This window comes from Lysinibacillus sp. FSL K6-0057, assembly GCF_038630885.1.
GTDB classification, from domain to species: Bacteria; Bacillota; Bacilli; order Bacillales_A; family Planococcaceae; genus Lysinibacillus; species Lysinibacillus fusiformis_F.
Window position 1 is genome coordinate 3,205,258 of the sequence record NZ_CP152047.1, and the last position, 25,605, is coordinate 3,230,862.

31 protein-coding genes and 2 pseudogenes are annotated in these 25,605 nt (G+C 36.4%); 1 reads left to right on the forward strand and 32 read right to left on the reverse strand.

Features of this window, described 5'->3' with window-relative positions:
• Nucleotides 1-510 precede the first annotated feature (510 nt).
• From MHB40_RS15985 to MHB40_RS16050, 14 genes are all read right to left on the reverse strand, one after another.
• Complete coding sequence (locus MHB40_RS15985) at nucleotides 511-1,266, reverse strand: class I SAM-dependent methyltransferase (protein ID WP_342440915.1); 756 nt, start codon at nucleotides 1,264-1,266, stop codon at nucleotides 511-513.
• Between the two features lie 242 nt (nucleotides 1,267-1,508).
• The gene (accC, locus tag MHB40_RS15990) at nucleotides 1,509-2,876 is read right to left on the reverse strand and encodes an acetyl-CoA carboxylase biotin carboxylase subunit (protein ID WP_205444259.1); all 1,368 of its coding nucleotides are present in this window, start codon (nucleotides 2,874-2,876) and stop codon (nucleotides 1,509-1,511) included.
• A gap of 14 nt (nucleotides 2,877-2,890) precedes the next feature.
• The gene (gene accB, locus MHB40_RS15995) at nucleotides 2,891-3,394 is read right to left on the reverse strand and encodes an acetyl-CoA carboxylase biotin carboxyl carrier protein (protein WP_205444260.1); all 504 of its coding nucleotides are present in this window, start codon (nucleotides 3,392-3,394) and stop codon (nucleotides 2,891-2,893) included.
• A gap of 200 nt (nucleotides 3,395-3,594) precedes the next feature.
• Nucleotides 3,595-4,149, reverse strand: a complete 555-nt coding sequence (locus MHB40_RS16000) for a SpoIIIAH-like family protein (protein ID WP_205444261.1) — start codon at nucleotides 4,147-4,149, stop codon at nucleotides 3,595-3,597.
• Entirely contained in the window at nucleotides 4,150-4,569 is a 420-nt protein-coding gene (locus tag MHB40_RS16005; protein ID WP_205444262.1) for a hypothetical protein, read from the reverse strand.
• 62 nt (nucleotides 4,570-4,631) lie between these two features.
• Nucleotides 4,632-4,775: a hypothetical protein gene (locus MHB40_RS16010; protein WP_004231124.1), complete on the reverse strand. Its 144-nt coding sequence runs from the start codon at nucleotides 4,773-4,775 to the stop codon at nucleotides 4,632-4,634.
• Between the two features lies 1 nt (nucleotide 4,776).
• The gene (locus MHB40_RS16015; protein ID WP_205444263.1) at nucleotides 4,777-5,688 is read right to left on the reverse strand and encodes a stage III sporulation protein AE; all 912 of its coding nucleotides are present in this window, start codon (nucleotides 5,686-5,688) and stop codon (nucleotides 4,777-4,779) included.
• Between the two features lie 12 nt (nucleotides 5,689-5,700).
• On the reverse strand, nucleotides 5,701-6,078 hold the full coding sequence (locus MHB40_RS16020; protein ID WP_205444264.1) for a hypothetical protein: 378 nt from the start codon (nucleotides 6,076-6,078) through the stop codon (nucleotides 5,701-5,703).
• Between the two features lie 5 nt (nucleotides 6,079-6,083).
• Nucleotides 6,084-6,293 (reverse strand): hypothetical protein, encoded by a 210-nt coding sequence (locus MHB40_RS16025; RefSeq protein WP_012295089.1) that lies wholly within the window; start codon nucleotides 6,291-6,293, stop codon nucleotides 6,084-6,086.
• An 89-nt stretch (nucleotides 6,294-6,382) separates the two neighbouring features.
• Nucleotides 6,383-7,390 (reverse strand): nitronate monooxygenase, encoded by a 1,008-nt coding sequence (locus MHB40_RS16030; RefSeq protein WP_342440916.1) that lies wholly within the window; start codon nucleotides 7,388-7,390, stop codon nucleotides 6,383-6,385.
• A 205-nt stretch (nucleotides 7,391-7,595) separates the two neighbouring features.
• The gene (gene efp / locus MHB40_RS16035; protein WP_008179859.1) at nucleotides 7,596-8,153 is read right to left on the reverse strand and encodes an elongation factor P; all 558 of its coding nucleotides are present in this window, start codon (nucleotides 8,151-8,153) and stop codon (nucleotides 7,596-7,598) included.
• Between the two features lie 17 nt (nucleotides 8,154-8,170).
• On the reverse strand, nucleotides 8,171-9,232 hold the full coding sequence (locus tag MHB40_RS16040; protein ID WP_342440917.1) for a Xaa-Pro peptidase family protein: 1,062 nt from the start codon (nucleotides 9,230-9,232) through the stop codon (nucleotides 8,171-8,173).
• 2 nt (nucleotides 9,233-9,234) lie between these two features.
• Nucleotides 9,235-9,669 (reverse strand): type II 3-dehydroquinate dehydratase, encoded by a 435-nt coding sequence (aroQ, locus tag MHB40_RS16045; protein ID WP_342440918.1) that lies wholly within the window; start codon nucleotides 9,667-9,669, stop codon nucleotides 9,235-9,237.
• A 122-nt stretch (nucleotides 9,670-9,791) separates the two neighbouring features.
• Nucleotides 9,792-10,220, reverse strand: a complete 429-nt coding sequence (locus MHB40_RS16050) for a hypothetical protein (protein ID WP_205444269.1) — start codon at nucleotides 10,218-10,220, stop codon at nucleotides 9,792-9,794.
• A gap of 107 nt (nucleotides 10,221-10,327) precedes the next feature.
• On the opposite strand from MHB40_RS16050, the gene MHB40_RS16055 reads away from it, so the two are divergent.
• The gene (locus MHB40_RS16055) at nucleotides 10,328-11,299 is read left to right on the forward strand and encodes a DUF1385 domain-containing protein (RefSeq protein ID WP_205444270.1); all 972 of its coding nucleotides are present in this window, start codon (nucleotides 10,328-10,330) and stop codon (nucleotides 11,297-11,299) included.
• A 42-nt stretch (nucleotides 11,300-11,341) separates the two neighbouring features.
• Here MHB40_RS16055 and MHB40_RS16060 read toward each other — a convergent pair whose 3' ends face one another.
• From MHB40_RS16060 to MHB40_RS16145, 18 genes and pseudogenes are all read right to left on the reverse strand, one after another.
• Nucleotides 11,342-12,079 carry an ABC transporter permease gene (locus MHB40_RS16060; protein WP_342440919.1) on the reverse strand — a complete coding sequence of 246 codons (738 nt, stop codon included), beginning with the start codon at nucleotides 12,077-12,079 and terminating at the stop codon, nucleotides 11,342-11,344.
• Entirely contained in the window at nucleotides 12,076-12,801 is a 726-nt protein-coding gene (locus MHB40_RS16065) for an ABC transporter A family member (protein WP_342440920.1), read from the reverse strand. Before MHB40_RS16065 ends, MHB40_RS16060 begins: the two co-directional genes overlap by 4 nt.
• On the reverse strand, nucleotides 12,791-13,258 hold the full coding sequence (locus tag MHB40_RS16070) for a DUF3021 domain-containing protein (protein WP_342440921.1): 468 nt from the start codon (nucleotides 13,256-13,258) through the stop codon (nucleotides 12,791-12,793). Before MHB40_RS16070 ends, MHB40_RS16065 begins: the two co-directional genes overlap by 11 nt.
• 10 nt (nucleotides 13,259-13,268) lie before the next feature.
• The gene (locus MHB40_RS16075; protein ID WP_342532929.1) at nucleotides 13,269-13,751 is read right to left on the reverse strand and encodes a LytTR family DNA-binding domain-containing protein; all 483 of its coding nucleotides are present in this window, start codon (nucleotides 13,749-13,751) and stop codon (nucleotides 13,269-13,271) included.
• A gap of 132 nt (nucleotides 13,752-13,883) precedes the next feature.
• Entirely contained in the window at nucleotides 13,884-14,366 is a 483-nt protein-coding gene (locus tag MHB40_RS16080) for a hypothetical protein (RefSeq protein WP_342440923.1), read from the reverse strand.
• A complete protein-coding gene (locus tag MHB40_RS16085) occupies nucleotides 14,366-14,572 on the reverse strand; it encodes a helix-turn-helix transcriptional regulator (protein WP_342440924.1) in 207 nt (68 codons plus the stop codon). The genes MHB40_RS16080 and MHB40_RS16085 overlap by 1 nt, the downstream gene beginning before the upstream one ends.
• A 165-nt stretch (nucleotides 14,573-14,737) precedes the next feature.
• Nucleotides 14,738-15,664 (reverse strand): alpha/beta hydrolase, encoded by a 927-nt coding sequence (locus MHB40_RS16090; protein WP_342440925.1) that lies wholly within the window; start codon nucleotides 15,662-15,664, stop codon nucleotides 14,738-14,740.
• Between the two features lie 257 nt (nucleotides 15,665-15,921).
• Nucleotides 15,922-16,410, reverse strand: coding sequence for a hypothetical protein (locus MHB40_RS16095; protein WP_342440926.1), 489 nt, complete (start codon nucleotides 16,408-16,410; stop codon nucleotides 15,922-15,924).
• A 146-nt stretch (nucleotides 16,411-16,556) separates the two neighbouring features.
• Complete coding sequence (locus MHB40_RS16100) at nucleotides 16,557-17,033, reverse strand: hypothetical protein (RefSeq protein WP_342532931.1); 477 nt, start codon at nucleotides 17,031-17,033, stop codon at nucleotides 16,557-16,559.
• Between the two features lie 406 nt (nucleotides 17,034-17,439).
• Entirely contained in the window at nucleotides 17,440-18,201 is a 762-nt protein-coding gene (locus MHB40_RS16105) for a Nif3-like dinuclear metal center hexameric protein (protein WP_342440927.1), read from the reverse strand.
• Nucleotides 18,202-18,326: 125 nt separating this feature from the next.
• Nucleotides 18,327-18,761 (reverse strand): SMI1/KNR4 family protein, encoded by a 435-nt coding sequence (locus MHB40_RS16110; protein WP_342440928.1) that lies wholly within the window; start codon nucleotides 18,759-18,761, stop codon nucleotides 18,327-18,329.
• Between the two features lie 1,053 nt (nucleotides 18,762-19,814).
• Complete coding sequence (locus MHB40_RS16115) at nucleotides 19,815-19,973, reverse strand: hypothetical protein (protein WP_342440929.1); 159 nt, start codon at nucleotides 19,971-19,973, stop codon at nucleotides 19,815-19,817.
• 429 nt (nucleotides 19,974-20,402) lie between these two features.
• Nucleotides 20,403-21,359: an acetyl-CoA carboxylase carboxyltransferase subunit alpha gene (locus MHB40_RS16120; protein WP_342440930.1), complete on the reverse strand. Its 957-nt coding sequence runs from the start codon at nucleotides 21,357-21,359 to the stop codon at nucleotides 20,403-20,405.
• A complete protein-coding gene (gene accD / locus MHB40_RS16125) occupies nucleotides 21,352-22,200 on the reverse strand; it encodes an acetyl-CoA carboxylase, carboxyltransferase subunit beta (RefSeq protein WP_342532934.1) in 849 nt (282 codons plus the stop codon). The genes MHB40_RS16120 and accD overlap by 8 nt, the downstream gene beginning before the upstream one ends.
• Before the next feature lie 21 nt (nucleotides 22,201-22,221).
• A pseudogene (locus MHB40_RS16130) lies at nucleotides 22,222-22,860 on the reverse strand (GntR family transcriptional regulator).
• Nucleotides 22,861-23,149: 289 nt separating this feature from the next.
• Entirely contained in the window at nucleotides 23,150-23,323 is a 174-nt protein-coding gene (locus MHB40_RS16135; protein ID WP_342532935.1) for a hypothetical protein, read from the reverse strand.
• Nucleotides 23,324-23,468: 145 nt separating this feature from the next.
• Nucleotides 23,469-24,596, reverse strand: a pseudogene (locus MHB40_RS16140) (ribonucleoside-diphosphate reductase); the annotation flags it as partial.
• 61 nt (nucleotides 24,597-24,657) lie between these two features.
• Complete coding sequence (locus tag MHB40_RS16145; RefSeq protein WP_342532936.1) at nucleotides 24,658-25,593, reverse strand: restriction endonuclease; 936 nt, start codon at nucleotides 25,591-25,593, stop codon at nucleotides 24,658-24,660.
• Nucleotides 25,594-25,605: the final 12 nt, after the last annotated feature.

The window sequence follows — 25,605 nt, forward strand, 5'->3', positions numbered from 1 at the left end:
AAATCTGGCATAGGATGTCTGATGTTTTCTTAAGGACACGGCTATGGTCAAGTAGCCTTCCACTCCAATCCACAAAAGTGTTACCTTTTTAGCAACGGTTTTCAAATAAAGTGAAGGTGTTGTCACGCATCACTTCTCCACATTGAAAATAAGAGTTTATCTCCTCTAAGAATACAAATAATGGGCGATTTAATCGCTATGCTGCTATGAAAAAAGTAAAGACACTTTGCAGCATGGTTGATTGGAGTGGAGCCAGCGTCACTCCTAGGGGATTTAGCGTCACAGAGGAGACCCTGGAGCGAACGCAAGTGAGTGAAGCGGCTCATCGGACGCCCCCTGGAAAGGACGCTGGCGGAACGGAAATCAACCCCTCACCTTGCTAAAAGGTCTTTTTCTGCTAGTGACATGATCTTTTTTCAACAACATAAGGGTACTATTTATCTTTAAAAAGTACCCTTATTGCATGCCAATAAATGCAAACTCGATTAAAGCCTATTTATGTCCGGCTGTTTAGACATTACCTAGATAGCTTCGCGTTATGTTTTGGAGAACTACTTTTCCATTCTTACTGTATTTTTCGAATAACTCTGATAGGAGAAAAACAAAATTTTTATACTCCTCGTCATCTTTTTTCGGAGCATAGGAAGCTGACAAATTCCTTCCTAAAAAACCTTCATAATCAAAAAACAAATCATTTTGATACTTTTTAAACTCATACTTTCCATCCTTGAAAAAGCTGTTTAATACTTCTGGCGTTTCTTCAATTCCACCGCTAAATCCTTTGAAATTTGAACAAGTCTTTTGACAAATTTCTGCATTCTCTTTAATCATTGGGTTCGTTAAATCTCTGCTATTCCAAACAAGAGCAACTTTTCCCTTTTGTTTTAAAATCCGCTGACACTCTATTTTAAATGCATTTTTATCAAACCAATGAAATGCCTGTGCTACAGTTACTAAATCCACACTATTCCCTGTTAAAGTCGTATTTTCAGCAGTTGCTTTTATTGATTTAAAACGTAAATGTATTTTTAAGGATTGCTCAGCCTTCTGTCTCATATCATCATTTGGCTCAACTCCAATAACATGTAAACCTCTTTCAAGCAGCTGACGGCTAAATATTCCCGTACCTGAACCAATATCAGCTACAATTCGATCCCCATTTAGTTCGTTAGCTGATAACAAATAATCAATATACTCATTTGGGTAACTAGGGCGATATTTCGCATAGATATCGGCCTTGTCTGTAAAATTTCCTGTTGTTTTCACAGTACTACCTTCTTCCTGATTATCTAATTTGTTTTTTATCAGTTAGCTGTTGATATACCTCATTTTCCTTCAATAGTATATCCGTTTTATTCTTTATATCACAAATTTCCCTTCAACTCTGCTACAAAAAAGACCCCCTAACGAATCAGTTTCGTTAAAGGGTCTAAAAATTGGATAATCTGTTTTATCTTACTTCTATCATCCCGACTATAAGCCGAGACAATTAAACTATTTGCGAACGCTTACTTCACTTTTTCTGCTACACCTAATACATCATTCTCTTCAAGGAACTTCGTATTGAATTGTGCTGATTTGAACACGTCATTGTTCATTAGTGCTTGGTGGAATGGGATGGTTGTATTAATCCCAGGACCAGATACTTCGAATTCACTTAGGGCGCGGTTCATTTTTGCAATCGCTTCTTCACGTGTATCCGCATGAACAATTAGTTTCGCTACCATTGAATCGTAATATGGTGGGATTGTATAGCCTGCATAGACAGCAGAATCAATACGTACACCGTAGCCACCTGGCGTTATATACGTATCAACAGTTCCTGCTGATGGCATGAAGTTTTTGTAGGCATTTTCTGCGTTAATACGGCATTCAATAGCCCAACCATTTAATTTTATATCATCTTGTGTAAACGGAAGCTTCTCACCAGATGCGATTTTTAATTGTTGTTGTACAAGATCTACACCAGAAATCATTTCTGTTACTGGGTGCTCAACCTGAATACGAGTATTCATTTCCATGAAGTAGAACTTGTCCTCTCGATAATCATAGATAAACTCGATTGTACCAGCGCCTTCATAGTCACATGCTTGTGCCGCTTTGACTGCAGCTGCACCCATTTCAGCACGACGCTCAGAAGATAAAGCTGGAGATGGAGCTTCCTCTACTAACTTCTGCATACGACGTTGAACCGTACAGTCACGTTCGCCTAAATGCACCACGTTACCGTAGCCATCTGCTAAAACCTGGATTTCACAGTGACGGAAGTACTCGATGAATTTCTCTAAATATACGCCTGGGTTACCGAATGCTGCAGCAGCCTCTTTTTGCGTAATTTCAATACCTTTTACAAGATCTTCTTCTGTACGTGCTACACGGATCCCTTTACCGCCACCACCAGCAGTTGCTTTGATGATGACAGGGTAACCAATTTTAGCAGCCCATTCTTTACCTGTTTCAATATCTGGTACAATACCAGTACCTGGAACAAGGGGAACACCTGCCGCTTCCATCGTTGTACGTGCAACGTCCTTGATGCCCATAATTTTAATAGAATCAGATGATGGACCGATAAATTTAATGCCAGCGTTTTCACAAGCTTCAGCAAAATCAGCGTTTTCCGATACGAAACCATATCCTGGGTGGATACCATCTGCACCTGTTTTTTCAGCTACACTAAGTAACGCTGGGAAGCTAAGATAAGAATCTTTTGATAGCTTTGGTCCGATACAATAAGCTTCATCTGCTAATTTCACATGTAATGCGTCCGCATCTGCTTCAGAGTAGACAGCAACCGATTGAATGCCTAACTCTTTACAAGCACGAATGATACGCACAGCGATTTCGCCGCGGTTTGCAATTAAAACTTTTTTCATTTGTTTTGCACTCCTTACTCAGCTTTTACAAGGAATAGTGGTTGGCCGTACTCTACTAAGTCGCCATCTTTAACTAGAATTTCAACGATTTCCCCTTGCACTTCTGCTTCGATTTCGTTGAATAATTTCATTGCTTCTACGATACATACGATTGTTTCATTTCCTACTTTGTCACCTGGTTTTACGTAAGCTGGTGAATCTGGGTTTGGTGCTTGATAGAAAGTACCGACCATCGGAGATACAATTTTATGTAACGAAGGGTCGTTAATTGCTGGTGTAGCTGCAGCTGGAGCTTCTTCCACTTTAGCTGGTGCAGGTGTTACTGCTGGAGCTTCTGCTGGTGCAGATTGTTGTACAACAGGGGCTACTACTTCTTTTTTAGGTGCTACAGTTTCTGTAACAACAACATTATTCTTTTTAAGTTTTACTTTTGCGCCATCTACTTCATACACAAACTCGTCAATTGAAGATGAATCCACTAATTTAATGATTTCACGAATTTCTTGAATTTTGAACATTTCTAACTCTCCTTATGAATTAAAATCTACTACAATAACTATTCTATATTTTTTCGTATCAATTTGAAATAGTTAAATGAAAATTAAGTAAATATGAACAAAATAAAAGGCTTTCCTTTACTAAGCGAAAGCCTTTTCATTAAGCTGATATATAACACCCTTTTATGAATTAACTAAATATTTATTTTTTTCTCTATTTTTTAATAATTATTTGCACTGAACTTTACTTGCACATCATTTGCGCCTTCCATCTCTGTTTTTACCAGATAAATAATTTCGTTTGCTTGTGCTTTTGACAACTCCTCTGCCATCACTGTAACTGAAACTTTTTCTCCCTCAGCGCGAACAAACGCATCCGAATAACCTAATGATTTAACGAGCATTTCAAGCATAGCTTCCGCTGATTCACGTTTAATCAGCCCATCCATTTCATTAAATGCCTCATTTTTTTCTTCAGCAGAAGCTTCCTCAGAAGCAATTTTTTGTGTTAACTGTTCACGAAGTTGGCTTCTCTCATCACTAACCTGCATACGCATTTCTTCGAATAAGTGACTTGGTGAAGATACTTCTTGTGTTATATCATTTGTTGCTTCCTGATCTGTAACACCTGTGACAGCTGTTTGTTGCAGTGTATCATCCGTAAAAATAGTAAGACCATTGAATTGTTTTGCTGGATCAACCAAATAATACACTGAAATGACTGCTACTAAACTTAATAATGTCATAAACCAAACTGTTCTTCTACGTACGCGCATTTACTTTTCCTCCTTATTTTCCATTGGAACGATAATAATTCGATGAATCGGTAATTGCATCACTTGACTGACGACAGCACGAATTTCATTTTTTACAAAGATATCGGAAGCACCTTCTGAAACAACGAGCATTCCTGTTACGTTTTTCGCGCCTTGCTCAGTCCCTCGAAAATATTGGCTGAATAGTTTATTGGCATCCTGATCATCTGTCATCTCTCCATAATAAAAGTAGACTTTAACCTCCCCAACACCTTGCATTGCCTTCAGTGTTTGCTCAAGTTTTTCTTCATTCGTGAGCGGTGAACCTTTGTCGCTTGTTGAATTCGTTTGATACATAGGTAAAATGATGAATATTCCCACGGAGGCAGCTATCAAAATTAAAAGCATCAATGACGTTGTTTTTTTTCGTGTCTTTTCCACTTCACTTGTACATTGCCTCCTTTCATCTTCTCTTTTTCAAGTGTATGTACGCTTGTTTCTTCCTATGAATTGATAAATGGAATCTTTAATAGCAATTGCAAAAATACTAACGTGATGACCAACTTTGTCAGTGAAATTATTTCCTTATCATCCGTTAGAAACACAAAAATCTGACAGACAAAGAGCAATGCCAATAAAAGAATCAATCTATCTCCCCCCTGCCATGACTTGTACGAACACAATGAGGAAAAAACAAGAAAACATAAATGAAAAAGCAATTAAAAATGATACAGCACATAAAGTAAATAGCGATTTGCTAACTTGATCTAGTAGTCTACAAATATCATCAAAGGCAATCGGTTCTAAAATGGCGGCAAGCATTTTCAATGAATACGCACTGACTACGAGCTGCACTGTTGGGATAAATGACACCGTAATGACGGCGATAAAGGCACTAATACTTGTAAGGGAAGATGTAAATTGTGTCATATGCTGAAACATCGAAAAACTATCCACAATAAAAGAACCAACAACTGGAATATTTTCTTCAATTAATTTTTTGACGGGCTCCGCTACAGCCGCATTGACACTAAATGCTGCTACGCCGCTTGCAGTCATCAGCAGAATATAGCAAATGACAGAGGCAGACACGATACTCATAATCGTAAAACGAATCAAATCAGCTATCCGCGTAAAGGATATTTCCTTGACAATAACACTGCACACATCAAAGACAATGGCCAATAGCACGCCTGGAATAAGCCACTTACTACTGATAATGGTGAGGACTTGTACAAAAAACAGTAAAAAAGGTTGCCAGGAAGCAATCGCGGTAATACTACTGGATAGGAGAAAGCTTGATGTAAGAATTGGATAAAATGCCGTAAATAGATGGGCTAGTCCTTGTGCAATTTCATCAATTAATGTAAAGGATTTGACAACAACAGGACCGATTGTTGCTAAAACGATAAGAAAAAAAAGTATCCTTGTCCCTTTTTCAAATTCTGGTATTACCATGTTCACAATCAAAATAATGATGACGTAACTGCAAAGCATGAGCGTCATCTTGAGCAAGAGAAAGAATGGATCGATTAAAAACGATAATATTTGCTCCTGCAATGGCTTCGCTCCTTAGTTTAGCCTTTTTAAAATGGCCGACACCTCCTGTAGAACAGCCAAAAATTCTTTGAACCAATACAGCAAAATCACAATTTTCACAGCAGCAAAAACGATGTTCCCGAGCACTTTATAATTCTGTTCTGCCAGAAGCAATGCCACCCACTGCCCGACATAGAACATACTTGCACTGATTAAAATAGCCTTCGCATAAGGTAAAAACGCAAGTGTTTCTAACAGTTGTTTGGCGAAAGGCAATAAAAGTGTCGAGAACAACATGCCAAAAAGCAAAAAAGAAAACATCACACTGATTAGCGCATGGAGTGGCTGTATAACTTCTTTTATCAGCAATAATAAAAGCAGCATGACAACAGCGACGATCACAATTTCCATTTACGTTACCCCGAAGAGGTAAGCCATTGGAAGAATGTTAAAATCTCATTAAAGAATAGACGTAAAAATCGAAGTAATTCTGCTGTCATATATAAGTAGGCAATGAAAAAGAGGAAAAATGAAAATTCCTTCTTCCCTGTTTGATCAAAGAAAACATGAAGAAGCGCAACGACTAGTCCCACTCCAGCAACTCTTAATACGTCTTGTAATTCCATTCCTACGCCCCCTCGTGTACAGCAATATATGTCGCTCTACAAAAAAAAAGACCTCTATACGGATGTATAGAGATCTTCAATAAAAAAATTTAGAGTAGCTTTTTCAAGATGCTTTTAACAGTGCCTGCTTGCTGAACGAGATGACTATTTTCGCCCATCCACATAGATAAATATTCAGCATTGCCTTGCTCAGCACTTTCTTTACGAATGGTAGTCGTTAAATAGTTTTGTAGAGGATAAGGTGCTACTGTCGCATCCTCCATACGTTTTGTGAAATCATTCGCTAAACCTCGTGCTGGCTTACCAGTAAATGCAAGCGTAATCGTCGTTTGTTGTTCTTTCGATGCTAACACAGCATTTTTATAGAGTGGTGAAATTTCGCATTCATCTGCCACTAGTAAAGCGGTACCAATTTGAACTGCCTGTGCCCCACTCTCAAGTGCCTTTTGAATATCCTCTTTGGTTACAAGGCCACCCGCAGCGATAATAGGAATCGTAACTTTTCCCACTACTTGTTGTAGTAAGTCGTTTAACGGAATTAATTGCAGAGGAGCAGTAAAAGAACCTCGATGACCGCCAGCCTCTCCCCCTTGTAATACAACCGCATCCATTCCTGCCTGTTCCACTAATATAGCTTCTTCTACTGTCGTAGCTGTGCCAATCGTATAGATACCGTGATCTTTTAATTCCTTGAGAATCGCTGGAGATGGCAGTCCAAATGTAAATGAGCAAATTGCCACCTTCTCATCAATCACCGCTTGAACCTGTCCTGCAAAAACTTCTTTTGATACTACACTCTGTACAGGCGATAAGCCTAATTCATCATAAAAAGGTTGCAGTGCCATTCGTGCTTGTTGTAAAACCTCGACATCAATTTTAGGTTCCTCTTGCACAAATAAATTGACTGCAAAGGGCTTTGTCGTTAATTTCTTCACTTCCTGGATAAACTGCTTTGTTTGTTCACCATCTAAGTAACCCGCACCAATTGAGCCTAATAGCCCTGCCTCAGCACAAGCCGCCACAAATTTAGGGGATGTTACGCCTGCCATTGGTGCTTGAATAATTGGATATTGAAAATCAAATGTTGTTTGTAGCATACCTTTCACTCCTTACTATGATTGTAAACAATTCTTCTAGTAATGACCATCTATCTGTTGATAGAAACTTGCTAGTTCCTCAATAAAAATTAGATAGTGCTTCTATCTATTATCACATTAAATGAACGATTTGACAGGATATGTATAAGAAAAAAATAAAAACCTACTCTTTCATCCAAAAGAGTAGGCTGGCTATTATTGATCATTATGCACGAGAAACGTAAGAGCCTTCTTCAGTGTTAATGATTAGAACATCACCTTGGTTTACGAAGAATGGTACTTGTACAATAAGACCTGTTTGAAGAGTAGCAGGTTTTGTACCGCCTGAAGCTGTATCACCTTTAATTCCTGGTTCTGTTTCAGTTACTTCTAATTGTACAGTGTTTGGTAATTCAACACCTAGCATTTCACCTTGGTAAGATTGAATATGCACTTCCATGTTTTCTTTAAGGAATTTTAGTTCATACTCGATAGCTGCTGAAGCTAGTTCAGTTTGCTCATATGATTCTAAGTCCATGAATACATGATCGTCACCTTGGGCATATAGGTATTGCATTTTACGGTTATCGATTTGTGCCTTCTCTACTTTTTCACCAGCACGGAATGTTTTTTCATTCACGGAGCCGTTACGTAGGTTACGTAATTTAGAACGTACGAATGCAGCACCTTTACCTGGTTTAACGTGTTGGAAATCTAACACGCGATATAATTGGCCATCAACAACAATTGTTAGACCTGTACGAAAATCGTTTACTGAAATCATTTGTGTTCCTCCAAAGTTTATAAAATAATGAGTTCTTTTGACGAATGTGTTAGGAGTTCATTACCCTTTTCTGTGATTAAAATATCATCCTCGATACGGACACCACCGATTCCTGGTAAGTAAACACCTGGTTCAATCGTCACGGCCATACCTGGCTCTAGCACTGTATCAGAACGCATCGATAAGCCAGGGCCTTCATGTACTTCAAGACCAATACCATGTCCTAAAGAATGACCAAATGCTTCGCCATATCCTTTTTCTTTTAAATAGTCACGTGCAATCGCGTCCGCTTGAATGCCTGTTAAGCCAGGGCCCACTTTTTCAAGTGCTAACAGTTGAGAAGCAAGGACTGCATTGTACATATCTACTAATTTTTCAGATGGTTCTCCAACAGCCACAGTACGTGTGATATCCGAAATATAGCCATTATATAGCGCACCAAAGTCTAAAGTAACAAAGTCGCCTTTTTCAATCACTTTATTCGTTGCAACGCCATGTGGTAATGCTGAACGAAGACCAGACGCAACAATTGTGTCAAACGAAGACTGAGTTGCTCCTTGTTTACGCATGAAAAATTCTAATTCATTCGAAACCTCAAGCTCGGTTTTACCAGGCTTGATGAAGCCTAAAATATGTGTAAATGCGTGATCTGCAATTTCACACGCAGCCTTAATAATATTAATCTCTTGTTCCGTCTTAATCAAGCGAATTTTTTCAATTAGCCCAGAAATCGGCACTAAATCTGCTTGAATGTTCGATTTATACAGTTCATATGTGCCATAGCTTACAGTATCTTTCTCAAAGCCCAATAATTTGATGCCCATATTGTTTACTTGAGTAGCGATTTCTTCAATAATTGTCGCTTCATGCTTGACAATTCGGAAGTCCTGAATTTGTGCAGCAGCCTGCTCTGTATAACGGAAATCTGTAATAAATACAGCATCATTTTGAGACACAATTGCTACGCCCGCTGTCCCTGTAAAACCTGTCATATAGTGACGGTTGTACCCATTAGTAATTAGAATGCCATCGATGCTTTGTTCTTGAAGTGCTTTACGTAGCTTTTGTAATTTCAACATAATCAATTCTCCCTCTCGATAAATGTACGTAGTGCCAGTTCATAGCCTTTCGTACCTAGTCCACAAATTTGACCAAGGCAGGCCGGAGCAAGATAGGAATGATGTCGGAAAGCCTCACGTTTGTGGATATTGGAAATATGTACTTCGATAACTGGCACAGAAATACCTGCAATCGCATCATGTAACGCGATGCTTGTATGGGTATATGCACCAGGATTAAAGATAATACCATCATAGTTTTCGTCCTCTGCTTCATGCACCCAATCGACTAGTACCCCTTCATGATTGGATTGACGAAATTCAACTGTAGCACCTAAAGAAGCCGCAAGATTTTGAACATTTTCTCGAACATTATCCAATGTTTCATGTCCATAAATATGTGGCTCTCGTTTACCAAGTCGATTTAAGTTAGGTCCATTCAAACATAATAACTTCACGCTTCTATTCGCCTCTTTCTATGTACTTGCCATTTATTTTATCATACACCGTGCATTCAGCAACTAATTTCAACTAGTGGTTCCATAAATACCCCCTCAAACGAAGGGGATATTTTGCCCCACTAACTTTGTTTTTGTGTCGTATGTTCCTTCTGATGGAAATTGGCGGTTTCCAGCAAGAATCGTAATAAACAAATGACGGTCACCATAAATGGAATCGACAGTTTTTTAAAAGACGTAAGTTGTAATGGTAAATCTAAAGCCATCCATTCTAATGTGATGGTCACCAAAAGACCTAGTAAAAGGGAAGAAAAGACAGCTGGGATGATATATACATAGCGCATTGTCATGTATAAAAATAAGCCAATAATAAATAGAAGAAAAATAAAAAAGGTCCACTGAAATAATTTGGAGCTTTCTTCAAACCAATTCCATTTCTTATAAAACCCAATCGGATGCCATTTAATGAGATGGAAATAATGTAAACCCTTTAAGCACAGCGCTAAAACAAGCGCGTTGACAAGTGCTGTAATCGTCGCTACCTTCACCATATACCTCCTTTATGCACACTAATCATTTCCTAAAATGTACGATTAGTGTAGCCATATAGAAAATTTGCTATGCGTAAAGGTAGAGGTTTTTCACTAAATTTAGTACAATGGTACAGTTGAAATATATAAAGAGAGTGGTGTTAGCCTTGAGCAATTCACCTGTATACGGGGGACAAGCACAATTAGAGGGTGTGATGTTCGGAGGAAAGGAACATACTGTTACAGCCATTCGTCGTAACGATGATTCCATTGATTATTATCATTTCAAAAAAGTACAAAAACCGATGTTACAAAAGCTGAAGAAAATTCCATTTGTACGAGGCGTTGTTGCGCTGATTGAATCCGCTGGCTTAGGTTCTCGTCATATGCAATTTGCTGGGGATCGTTATGATGTAGTACCTGGCGAAGAGGAAGATCATAAAGAAGAAGGCTCTAAACTTCAAATGATACTTGGCGTTGCTGTAGTAGGTATTCTTTCCTTTTTATTTGGAAAATTTGCCTTTACATTAATTCCTGTTTTTATAGCTGATTTTTTCTCAAAATGGATTGAAGGAAAAACGGGACAGATTTTACTAGAAAGTGGCATTAAGCTCCTTTTACTGCTTACCTATTTATACTTTATCTCGTTGACACCTCTGATTAAACGGGTATTTCAGTATCACGGTGCAGAGCATAAAGTCATTAACTGCTATGAAGCAGGTTTGGACATTACCGTAAAAAATGTCCAAGCTCAATCACGTCTGCACTATCGTTGCGGCAGTAGCTTTATTCTATTTACAGTGTTCGTCGGTATGTTTTTATATTTCTTTGTGCCTACAGATCCACTGTGGCTTCGTATTTTAGATCGTATTCTATTAATTCCTGTTGTTCTTGGTATCTCATTTGAAGTCTTACAAGCGACAAATGCTTGCCGTAATATTCCAGTGTTACGCTTCCTTGGCTACCCTGGCTTATGGCTTCAATTACTAACAACTCGTGAACCAAAGGACGATCAAGTGGAAGTAGCGATTGCTTCCTTTAATATGCTACGCCAAGTAGAACAGCAACCTGAAATTGCTGCGACATTAAATCATGATTAACAAAAAAAGGCAGCCCAACATGAACGTTGGAGCTGCCTTTTTTCATTTTGAACCATAGCCTTGCATTTTCTGCTTAAATATAAAAATAGCGAGAATCGTAATAATTACTGTATAACCGATGACAACGATGAGTGAATGAAACATATTAGTATACTCTGCATGTAAAATAGCCTTCGCTGCATTGACTGCATGAACGAAAGGTAAATACTGCGCAATCGTTTGAAATGTTCCACCAATCATATCTAATTCGAACCATGTTCCACTTAACCAAGTTGTGATATTAACAAAGATGGCAAAAATTCCTCCTACCTGTTTATCTGTAAATAATGTCCCAAACAATAAACCAAAACTAATATAGAGTGGTGAGATAATCAGAAGTACAAGGATCATGAAGAGAATGGACTTATTAAACGACAACCCTAAAAACATGGCGGTAACTAAACAGACAATGATTTGTAGCAGAGCTATTGGTATTAAAGGTAGCATATAACCTAAAATGTAATCAGCAGCAGACATAGGAGAAACGAAAATTCGCATTAAAAAGGATGAACTTTTATCTTTTCCCAGTAACATTCCTGAAAACAATGTGAGAAAAGAAAAACTAAATACAATGATACCTGGTGTTAGACTATTCATTTCATATAAAGCAAATGGCATATTTTTTTGCATAACAGAAAACAATGCTAACAAAAGGATTGGTAAGCCCATACCAAATAATAAAGTGACTGGATCACGGACAATCTCTTTATGATTCCTTGTTGCAAATACGGCCACCCTCACAAGAACACCTCCTCCGTTTTTTCCAAGAATACTTCTTCTAAAGATTGCTTGCCCGTTTCACTGATCAGTTGTTGTATCGTACCTAGTGCACATAATTGTCCATGATGCATAATGCCTACACGATCAGCCAAAGCCTCTACTTCTTCTAAATAATGTGAAGTCAAAATAATCGTGACATGTCCTTTTAAGTGGTTCAATATGTTCCATACATCATTCCTTGCCCGTATATCCATCCCTAAAGTCGGTTCATCAAGGAACAATACTTTGGGATTTGACATCAAGGCCATCGCTACACTTAAACGGCGCTGGTAGCCACCAGATAGTGTCTTAGCTTTGTCATGCTGACGTGGCGTCAGTCCGAATAATTCTAATTGTGTTTGTACTTGTTGTTGTGCCTGTGCTTTTTCGTAGCCATAAATTTGGCCAATTAATAGTAAATTTTCATATACCGTTAAATTAGGTGCAACGGCCGTTTCTTGAGGAGAAATATTTATCATTTGTTTAACAGCCTGTGTATTTTGTACAATACTTTTCCCGCCTATTGTGGCATCTCCCTCTGTAGGTGGAAGGAGGCCACACAACATTTTGATTGTGGTTGTTTTGCCAGCCCCATTTTGTCCTAAAAGAGCAAAAAGTTCACCTTGATATATTTGTAAATTCAATTGATTAACGACTAAGCGCTCCTTATAACGCTTTGTTAAACCTTTTATGTTAATCGTCAAGCTCTTCACCTCGATTGGAAAGTATGGCATTAATTTTTTCTATGTCACGTTGTGAAAATCTATATTGTAAAACCCATGTCACAATATAAGTTCCGAGAAAGCTGGCTACGAGAGAACCAACATTAGCCATCGTTTTTGGCATCCATAGTAGCGTTACAATTGGTATCCAAATCATTGCCGTTATGAAAAAGTGGACCAAATATTGTTTCAACATGCCCCATCTAGCCATATCAAAAATAAGTGCAGCAAGTGCAAAGGTAATACCGATGACCCCTGTTAATAGATTTTGGCTAATAATTGCACTCATTTCATTTGTAAAGTAAGTACGAAATTCAGGAACAACCCAAACATATTGCCCTTGCCCTATGCCCATTGATACAAAGAATTGCACAATTTGTCCCAGTATCATACCTATCACAAAACCTCCAATAATACGTGTTAAAATGTCTTTTCGCATGTTTTTCACCTCAAATCCCTAAATGTTTCTTAATTTTGCTTACATAACGCCTCGATGCGTATGTTTTCGTGCCATTCTTCAATTCAACTCCGATTGTACCGGTTCTACTAATGTCCATATGCTTGATCATGTAGCGATTGACTATTTCGGCATTCGAAATACGGATAAACATTTGAGAGTTGAGCTTCTCCTCCAGCTCATAAAGACGCAAACGTACCGTATAAACACCCTTAATGGTTTGCACAAAAACCTTTTTTTGCTCTGTATAAATACGAACGATCTCCTTACTATCGATCAATTCAACGCCTTTATGAGAGAAAGCGATTAACGTGCTTTCCGCTGCCGCAGTAATACTTTGCATAAGATGCTCAATATCATCCGTCATTTTATCTGTGAGAATGATTACTTTGGTTTCTTTATATGTAGGGTCAATCGATATTTCCACCTTCATATGATCACTGTCCTTTCTACGCCTCACTATAAATTTTTCCATACACGTTGTAAATGAACTTTCGACAACTGGTCGTTATCAAGGAATAAGTGGTCAATCTAAAAGATTTTTTTGAACGATAAAAAACACCCCTCTAGATAGGACTATCCAAAGGGGTGAAACGTACAACTTAGCTTACTTAGACTGTTTTTTGCTTACTATAAGGGCTGTAAAAATACCCACCATATTCGGTATAATACTGATTAATAAAAACCGCCAATTATTTGTTATGAAGGAGATAATAGTAAAAATAATAAGGGATGCGACATTGATGCTGATACCTATCTTCACATAAGAAGACTTAAATGGTACTGGGCCGTACATGTTGACAGTCAAAATGATCCCTATGATCCCCCAACTCCCTATATGTACTAATAAAAGAATACCTAAAACCATGGCAATGTTTAATTCAATTCCAAACACCATTAATGAAAAGAAAATATAAATTGCTGCTAATGTCATATACCATGCATAAGATTTTGCCTTTTGCCAAATATGGTCGTATAGTTCATCTAAGCCTCTATTTTTCTTCGCTTTTTGCCTTCCGAACCACCAACCAAGAATCCCACAAATCATCCCACCATACAGTCCAAAAATACCCCCGATAGAAAATTCCATTATGCCATTCCCTCCTCTTCGAAAATAAATACTTCCTCAATCTTGCAGTTGAACGCTTTTGAAATATTGTAGGCAAGCTCTAGTGATGGATTAAATTTTCCCGATTCAATTGCAATGATTGATTGTCTTGAGACACCAACTAATTTTGACAAATCCTCCTGCGTAATCTTCTTCGATTTCCGCAATTCACGAATTTTGTTTTTCATAATGCCTCCTCATTAAATGTAAAGTAAACTGTACATTTATTTATAAGTAAAGTTTACTTTACATTATTTAGGATGTCAAGTTCACTTTACAATTTTAAATAAACCTTGCTAAAAAAGTACATAGAAAAACGTGTTTTGAATTGGTCAAAACACGTTTTCTGTGAATTATTTACTTAGGATATTTATAATTTTCTGTTGAGCATCTATTGCTTCAGGAATCGGCATCACAACAAACACATGATTCATCTTAGGATAAACAAAGGTAGTGATCGCAACGCCTTGTTCTGTTAGTTGTTCATCAAATTGGATTGCATCTGGATATAAGCTTTCGTGTGTTCCAATAAAATGAGTAATCTTGCTAGTTCCTTGAAAATCACCATAAATTGGACTAATCATTGGATCCTTTAAATCTTTATCAGCTGCCCATATTTTAGTAATAACTTCCATTCCTTCACTAGCTAACATGGGGTCGTTTTCTTCATAGTCATGTATAAGAGGATTTTCTAAACTTATATCAACGCATGCCGACAATAAAATAATATCTTGCGGTTGAGGCAAATGGTCCAGCTTCAAAAGCTGAATCAAACCAAGTGCTATATTTCCGCCTGCTGAATCCCCTATAATGGTTAATTGATTGGAGCTTTCAACAGATTCTAGAATCTCTTTATAGAAGCTGAGCATTTTTGGGTACGTATCTTGATAGTTAAAATGAGGTACTTTCGGATAAATAGGCGCAATAACTTTTGCATTTAAAGATTGTGCCATTTTATCCATGAACAACCAGTGTAAATTTAAAGGTTGATTCGTCCAAGCGCCACCATGTATATAAAGAATCACCTTTTGTGACGAAGACTTTTGGTCATTTAAAATGAAAACCTGCATATCCTCGAAAGTTTGCTCCTTCAAATCGCTTACAAGATTGACATCCTCCCCAATCATATAAGGGTTAATATTTTCTGTTCCTCTTTGTTTAATAAACTGTTGAGTATTTTCAATACTAGAAAAGCTCTTTTTATTACTTTGTGAAAATAACAACTTTTCAAATTGAACACTCTCTACAGATCGTTCTCCGTTAAAAATTTCTATACTCATGTTTTTCTCTCCTTTTATTGTTCATTCTGTTTCCTAACATGTAATGATTAATAAAGTTATGATTCATACCGCTAAAACTGAGTATCAAAGGTATCAAACTTTAATTTAATTCCACATTTTGAAGAATACTCCTCCCAAAATCTATCATAAAAATAAAAAGACCTCCCTGTTGTAATGCCCAAATATGAATAGGATTGATTATAATTTATATAAAAAGCTGCCATTATAAATCAAAATGACAGCTTTCTATTAAGTATCTATTCCTTCCAACCTACTGCTATATCATTGGAGGGGAATTCAATAACTAGTTTAATTTGAGGCGAATAAATATATCTATCCCACTTTCTAACTTCTTCAACTCTGTGTAGGATGCTAATTAATTTTGTCTTCATAACATGTTGATAGTGAAGATCAATAATATAGCCTATTTCGTTATGTATTTTATGATTTTTATTGACTAGCTCTACTAATGTGCTTTCATAGTCAATAAAGTTAGAAAATATCGTTTTATAAAACACAAGTGTCCAATCAATTCCATAAGCATGAAACGGAAATTCTGCAAATAATTCATCTTTGATTTTATTAGATTCTTCTTTTGATAAAATTTCTACCTCATCTTCAGCATTTGGAAATAACACTTGAACTTCCTCTAAAACAGTTTCATATTCTCTTTTTACCTCTTCATCTATTGCTTTTTGTTTTTGCTTATCTAGCAACATTTTTAAACGTTCTTTTTTATCCTTCACTATATTCATCCTAACTATTTATTTGAGCCATATATCCAATTCTTTTAAGTCACCTATTGTTAAGATAATAACACCAACAGTAGTAGATGTCAGTTTAGATAAAAGAACGTAATCATTTGATATGTCGTTTCATCATTCAGAGATAGCTATACAAAAACGACACGTATGTATTCCTCGTTCTTTAAGCTTTCAAGGTGATGCAATTCAACGTCTTCCATCGTGAGACGACGACTTTTTAGTTTTTTGTCACAATCCCCTGCCCAAAACCTTATTAATTCAGCGCCTTGCTCTGGTTTTATATGTTCCTTCAAATATAGTAAAAAATCCTCTAAAAATTGAGGACCCCAATTTCCCTCAATGCCGTATACAAAAGGTTTTTCATTATAAACCCCTAAATCATATGGCGGATTATCCCATTCAAATATATTCAAATTCCCAAAAGCCGATTCATCTGCTGCATGTAAAACTCGTGCATCATCATCCATCAAATGCCACGGCTGTGTTGGTGTACTCTCTGTAATGGGATATAATTTTTTCATTTCCCTTATTGTTATCTCAGCAATTCCTGTACAATCAACTGTTTGTAAAGAACTGTTCGCTACAAGTACGGAATATAACGTCATATGTTTGTCTCCTTAAGCTTTAATAAATGAAACTCAAAATATTCTGCTCCACAATCATTATAGTAAAATTAACATAAATATCCAACTAAAATCATTTCGCTCCAACAATTTAGCGAGATGATTTTAATCAAGCTTTATTGCAAATAATTAATCTTTTATATCAAAAATCACCATCTCATTGCAAATCTACAGATAGTGTAACGCTAAAATAAAAAACACACGCTGAAACACTTATTTCTTTAACTTGAAACTACAAATACTATATCCAAATAGAGAAATGACTGTCACGTCAATAGATAATTCAAAAATTAACTTTTGTGGAGTACATTAAATCTACAAGTATACTCCTTCAAAATTTGCTACTAAACAAGTTTAATAGTCATTAAACTTTCTCTATTATTATGGCCTATTTTATATTCGCCTCATAATGCTCTTCATTAATACTCACTACTTCAAGTTCTTTTATATTCTCCTTCAATTTTAATGCTAAACTTTGAATTCCAAAGAATTCTGTGAAGGTATGACTCCCAATGATAAGATTTATTCCTTTAAACTGTGCATATTGGATCGTATACAAATTACATTCACCTGTAATGTATACATCACACTTATGTTCAACCGCTTCCTTCAGGCAAGCGGTTGTTCCTCCATTACCACAGACTAAGCCCACTCGCTTTACCATTTTGTCATTAAACTGCCAAAATCTAACAGGTTCTTCAAGTAATTTTTCAATATTTGATACGAATTCATTAAATTCAATTTCTTCCTCATATTCTGCGATTCTACCAAAAAATAACCCTTCCCATTCATGAGTTCTTTTAACAGCCTCTAAATTCAATTTTTTTAATAAGCTATCATTTGTTCCAAAGTTACAGTCATCAAGTGGTAAATGATTATAGTAATGGCTTATACCATACGCTGCTAGTTTTTTAGTACACGCCTCTTTTAATCCATATATTTCATCCCATGCATCATGGTGTGTTATCATCATATCAACCCCATGAATTCTTGCTTCCTCTATCGTTTCAAGCGTTAGGTTCACACAGTATCCTATTTTCTTAACTTTTTTATCTGCATGGTATGTAATCCCAGATTCACTAGCATAGATTTCCTTATTTGTTACATTGAAAAGCTCATTAATGCTTTCGACAACTTGTGAAACATCCATATACTTATATCCCCCTCTATCAATGTTATTCTTACCTTAAAGAAAACATACTGCGCTTGTTGATTTATAATAAAGTTTGATTTTTTTAATTTGCCCTAGCCCACTAAAGCCCTCGATATCTTTATCTAAGTAGTAATTTCACCAGTAATCAAACTTTTAATAAATACTTCCAATGAAGAAGCAACCCACGTTCTGCTGTCATCTTCGTGGTTCCATACATAAATATCTTCTGTTTGAATGCTACCATTTAATATTTGATAGCCGTATAGGTCACCGCAACCATTATCTGAAAAAAATAACAAGTGGTCAAATGGCATATAAATATCTTTATAGTCACTAAAATTTCTAAAAAATAAATTATCCTTTACTATTTGTGAAGTTGACCATATTAAAGGACAGCCGAATCTATCAAACACTCCATTTGTTTCATTATATAAATCAAACAACTTATTTGGTAATTTCACATTTAATTCCTCTGATATTTGAATTATTTCAGCATTCGATGCTGGTGGTTTGAAAGAGTAATCTTTTGATACCGAACTTATATAGTCCTTCCACATCTATGTAACACCATCCTTAAAATCGTCTAGTTAGATAATAATTCACCACTATTAAAAGACATTCCTTTTCCACTAAACTGCTTCAATAGTTTAAGTACACTTTGTTAATATAAATTTCCAACAAAAAAACATCTTTATTATAAAGGAACAAGTTTTGAAAAAGGATTAATAAAATGGATACTTCCTCGGTGATATATTGTTTAATTTTTATAAAAAAGTTTGATTACTTTCTCTGAATTAATCTTCAAAAAATGCTTACACCCTATACAAACATTTTCGGTTCTGTAAACTACTTTACTGCGAGTCTTCTTGTAACAACTGTGGCTACAATTAACATAAAATTGGTTAATGTATCTTCACGATAATCAGCGAAAAGCGCCTTCATGAAAATTTTTCACACTGCTTATAACTATTTGCAAATAAAAAGCATGAGACCGATACACTATCGAACTCATGCCCAAACCGCTGCCTAATGAAATAACCTGGTCTACTTTTAGAAGTCACTTCACAAGTTGGTGATTTTGATTAAATCTTAATACTTTAAAGTACTATGTTTATTTTTTCTTTTTGTAAATATACACTTCATTGAATAAATAAATAATAAGCAATGAAATAGTAGGAATTAGATAATGTTTTGGGGGACCGAATATTATTCCAATTACCCATAAGCCTATTATAAATAGAATCGCTCTAATAAAAAATAAATAGAATCTTTTTACTAGATAGTTTGAAATTTTCATATATAACCTTTAATTCCTGTTTTAATAACCACTATTATGATAGTTCTCCTTTAAAAGGGTATTTCCAAAGTATCTAAAAATCTGGATTAATCTCAAATAACGATAACAATTCTATGTCATCGGGAAAAATCTCATATTCAAAATAAAATATATCTGAGTTTTTTCAAAGATCTCCAATACATATTATCACTATTCACACCTCTAGTTATAAGGGAATATATTGTTGGTATTTTCATACCCAAAATAGTTGTCGTTGCACACACTTCCAATCATTTTGCCTACGAAAATAACACCATAAATAAAAGTAGTTTTGTTATAATTCTGATAGAAAATCAGGATGTGTATTTGTTTTAATACCTTTTAAACGTGGTGACCTTCCTAACGATGAGACATCCTGAATCTTTAGCCATGGCTTATAATCCGAACTCATTCCAGAGCCACAACCTTCTTTAATCCATTTATCAACCTGCATGTTCTGGTTCTTTTGGACATAAAAATACCTCTTTAGATTACTATACTCCAAAGGGGAAAGGCGTTGAGAATTTTTTATAAACACCATAACTTTATTTGAAATGGTACATCTTTTTTATCAACAGTACGACTTTATTTCAAAGCCACAACAACTTGTTGGTTTGGAATAAAGTTTGATTAAAAGTTTGCTGCAATCGTTGATTTTATAATAGAAGAAACCCACGCATCATTTTGATCAAACTTTTTTCAAAATGATGCGTGGGTTTTATTTAAATGCGAAGTTATTTTTATCAAACTATATTATAAATGATCAATCTTTTTTACAAACTACAACTCTTTTTTCTTCCATCATTAGGATATTAATTTATTTAAGAAACATTTTTTATCTCTTTACGAACAAATTCACATGTCCAATAACCAAAAAATGACTTTAAACTTCTGTATAATGTCCAATCTTTCTGAATTTCTCATAGCGATCTTCAATTAATTGTTCGCCATTTAGAGAATTCAATACTTTTAGTGTGACGCTTATACATTCTTTTATATAAGATGCTTGCTTTGCAACATTGCGGTGTGCTCCACCAGTTATTTCAGGGATTATTCCATCAATAACGTCGAGCTCTTTTAAGTCAGGTGCTGTTATACGCATTGCTTCTGCAGCTTGCTTCCCTAGGCTACCATCTCGCCATAAGATCGATGCAGCCCCTTCAGGTGAGATAACCGAATACGTTGAGTTCTCTAACATAAAGACGCGATTAGCTACCCCTAATGCAATGGCACCCCCACTTCCGCCTTCCCCAATAACAATACTAATAACTGGTACTGTTAGAATCGCCATTTCAGAGAGAGTTCTAGCAATGGCTTCACTTGGGCCGCGTTCCTCGGCTGCCTTACCCGGATAGGCTCCTTTTGTATCAATAAAACAAATAATTGGGCGCTTAAATTTCTCAGCTTGCTTCATTAAGCGTAATGCCTTACGATATCCTTCAGGGTGTGGCATACCAAAATTTCGTCGAATATTTTCTTTAGTTGATTTTCCGCGTTGATGTCCAACAATTGTTACGGGCTGTTCTTCAAAGAGAGCAATTCCTCCAAGAATAGCTGCATCATCACCAAATGTACGATCTCCATGTAACTCAATAAAGTTTTCACACATAGCTTCTATATATTGTAAAGTAGTTGGTCGTTCTGGATGTCTAGCAACCTGTACACGATCCCATGGCTTCATATTGGCATAAATAGATTGTTCTAGCTGTGTTAGACGTGTTTCAAGCTTTTCGATTTCGCTTGTCAAATCTACATCTGCCTCTGTAGCAATCGTTTTTAATTCATCAATTTTTTCTCGTAATTGTACTACGGGTTCTTCAAAAGCTAAATTTTTAGACATGTTGCACACCGCCTTTTGTATGCATTTTTACAAGCATTACTACTTGATTTCGTAAATCCTTCCGATGGAAAACTGCATCAAGCTGACCATGCTCTAGTAAAAACTCTGACTTTTGGAAATCATTTGGTAATTTTTCTCTTAATGTTTCTTCAATGACACGGCGACCAGCAAAGCCAATCAATGCTTGTGGTTCAGCAATATTAATATCTCCAACAGAGGCAAAGCTTGCTGAAACGCCACCGTATGTAGGATGCGTCATGATCGAAATAAATAGTAGTCCTTCTTCACTATGACGTTTTAATGCCACACTCGTTTTTACCATTTGCATTAATGATAGAATACCTTCTTGCATGCGCGCTCCACCACTAGCAGTAAAAATAATAACCGGTACACGTAATTCAATAGCTTTTTCAACGGCACGTGTGATTTTTTCTCCTACAACGGAGCCCATTGAGCCCATACGGAAATGAGAATCCATAATGGCTACAACAATTTCTTCTCCATCAAGAGTACCTAACCCAGTCAGTACAGCTTCGCTTAATCCCGTTTGTTGTTTAGCCACTGAAATTTTTTCTACATAATCAGGGAAATTAAGTGGATTACTTGTTTGTAAATGATCATCCATTGAAACAAATGAACCTTCATCTAAGAAATATGCTACGCGCTCCTGTGCAGTCATTTTGAAATGATGGTCGCATTTTGTACACACTTTATGATTTTTTTCTAATTCCTTTGTTAACTGAATGTGACGGCATTCTGGACATTTTGTCATAAGTCCTTCTGGAAATCCCTTTTCCTGTCCGTCCTCTTTCTTTTTATTAAATAAGCTACGTATTACCATGTTTTACTCCCCCTTTGTTGTCTAAATGCCTTGTTCAGCATTCATCCACTGTTCGTAAGCTTTTAATGCTTCTTTTTCATAGCCAAGCTGCATCGATTTCAACATAGTTTGAATGATTAATTTTACTTCTTCTGTTGAGTTTCGATTTAAACGGTCACCGGCATAAACTGCTAACTGAAACCAGACCTTTAGTGAAAGACAATTTCCTGACATGATGATTATTTCTCGTAAAACATCCCGACAATTAATCGTACTTTCTATCTCTAGCTTTACAAAAAGACTGCCCCACACTGGTAGTGTTCGCAGAGCCTCTGTACAACTTATAACGCGAATGGCTTCCTTTTCATGAATTTGTCGCGTTAATTCGACATCCTTTTTGATTTTTCATCTTCTAATATAAACATCGACAATATTTCTACGAGCTGATGCTTTTGTAGAAGCTAGAAACATACCTTCCCCATGTCTCGTTTCAATAAGACCTAATAACTCTAAACTTCGCAATGCCTCTCTCACAGAGGATCGCCCGACACCTAGACGTTCTGAAAGGACTCGTTCGGAAGGTAACTTTTCACCAGCCTGTATTTTTTCTATTTTAATAAGTTGTCGTAATTGTTGGACGATATCTAAAAACACTTTCTTTTGTTCGGTTTTTTTATCCATACGATCAACTTCTCGGTCAATCTATTCGCCTTGGAATAATTATTGCTGTCGCTTTCCTTTCGCGCAGATAAACAATGCATCCAAAGGCTTTATCTTCATTCAGTAGGTGTTTGGATACCTACTAAAAAGAAACAAAATCCACCACCTTCAGATGATGGCGTCTCTTACTGAATGAATTCAAAAGTGGTCTGGCCACTTTTGAAGTTGGCTTTATCTTACAAAATAATTATTTGAAAGTAAAGAAAAAACTGCATAAAGATTTATGCAGTTTCTAAAATTTCCTTCAATTTCATATTCTTTTCGTCGTTTGTGCATATTTTATTTTCACTTGAGGTCTACCAAAGCGCTTTTCAAGCGTTCTCTCAATGAAAAGCAATTCATCTTCTAGTAATAGCTCTTGAACAAGATGAAAAACTTGCGGGAATAAGGTTACAGAAACCGTTCCAAACTCATCCTGAAGCATGTAAACGGCGACCTACAAGGAAAGCACGTACCTGGCATCGTCCGGACGTGGCCCATTGAGCCAATACCCAGGGTTATTAATCGTAACTTTTTTATAATCGTCGCAACTTTATTTCAATTCTACACAACTTGATTTTAAATATTATTTACAGGCCACATTTTAACTGTGCGCCACAGTTTGTACATGTATTACAGCCGCCCATTTCTTCAACCGTTCCCTTACGGCATACTGGACATGTATTCCCTACGTCTGAGCCGATAACGGTTGTTGACTCTAACGCTTGAATTGTATCCACTAATACAACTGGACGTTTTGTATGTTCTTCTACCAATTCTTCTTCAAATGACAATTGATCCATATCATTTTCTTCAGCTTTTAGTGTAAGTACCTGTGAATCACGGCTACCATCGACATAGACCGTACCACCTTTAGCGCCACCTTTATAAAGTCGCTCGTATACTTTTTCTACTTGCTGTACTGTATAGCCTTTTGGTGCATTTACTGTTTTAGAGATAGACGAATCAATCCATTTTTGAATAATACATTGCACATCAGCATGTGCTTCTGGTTTCAACTCCATTGCTGTGACAAACCACTCTGGAAGCTCTTGCTCATTTACTTCTGGATGACGGTTTAAATATTCTTGGACAATTTCGGCTTTTACTTCAATGAATTTGCCTAGACGACCAGAACGGTAATACGTGAAGGAGAAGTATGGCTCAAGACCTGTTGCTACCCCTACCATTGTTCCTGTTGATCCCGTTGGTGCAACTGTTAATAAATGCGAGTTACGGATACCAGTCGCTAAAATTTGCTCTTTGATGTGAACAGGCATTTTTTGCATAAAGCCTGTTTCTGTGAAGGCTTTACGTAAACGAGCTGTTTCTTCGTCTGTAGCACCAACTAAGAATGGGAAGCTACCTCGCTCTCTCGCAAGCTCTGTAGACGCCTCATACGCAGTTTCAGCAATTGTTTTAAAGATTTCATCGACTAACGCATTACCTGCTTCAGAACCATATTCTTTTTCACAGTAAATAAGTAAATCAGCTAAGCCCATAACCCCTAAACCAACACGACGCTCGCCAAGGGCTTGTACACGGTTTTCTTCTAAGAAGTACGGTGTTGCATCAATAACGTTATCCTGCATACGAACACCAACACGAACTGTTTCACGTAATGCTTCGTAATCAACTGATTGATTTTCTTTATTCGCAAACTGTGCTAAATTCACAGCAGCTAAGTTACAGACAGAATATGGTGCAAGTGGTTGTTCCAATAATTGTTATCCTAAAGGCTTTTTATCCTTTAGTTCTTACAGTTCAATTCCTGCAAGTTCAGCATACATTTTCATTACACACTTTTTTCATAAACCTTAGTAATTCTTTTCTTCCTCTATCTTCACCAAAGACTGCTTTTGAAATTACTCTAAAATCTTTAACACCAAATTCTTGATAAATTTGCTCAATTAATGGATTAAGCGTTGATTTTATTTTATTCAAGGGTGTTACAGTTATTATTTCAGTATGATCGATTGCCCATTGTATGACAGTTTGTTTGATTTCTTGATGTATACTTGCTCGATTTTCAACATAAACTTGTGTGGCGATTTTTATATTCGAATTTCCAGCGCACACTTGAGTACAAAACAATTTGGATGAAGTAATAATTACTTCAAATTCGCGCCCACAACTTTTGCAAATTCTTTGCTCTCGGGGCTTCTTCTGCTTACCTTTTTGTACCAAGCCAGATTTTCTTAAACCTTCAATCATTCTAGCTTTTGCTGGACTATTGGATTCCCACAACTTCTTAGTGTGCTGACCGATTTTTCTTTTTGTTTGGTCAGTATGTTTTTGATTGAAATGTCCATTGTATTTACCATATACAGCTTTGTTTATTGTTGTATTATTCGACTCTATCCATTCTGTAATCGTTGATGTGAGTGAAAATGGAACAAGTTTATACATATCGAGCAACTCTTCATAGGAAATCAATTCGCAATCAATACCATAAGTTGTTTTAATAACATTTAGAGCCTTTAGAGCTTTCTCTTTTGCCTCGTTATCGCGAGACTTAATCTCTACAATCTTTATAAGATTACCGGCATCGTTATAAAAGAAAAAATCAGGTTTATAAAATTTGTATCCTATATTAAATACTCTATCCTCATAGCCCCAAGAAATACAATGATAATCTAGAAATTTGGCGTATGCATACTCATAAGAGCTTCTTAAATAATGTGATTTATAAAAGCCTGCATAACCTCTATTCATTTCTATCACAGC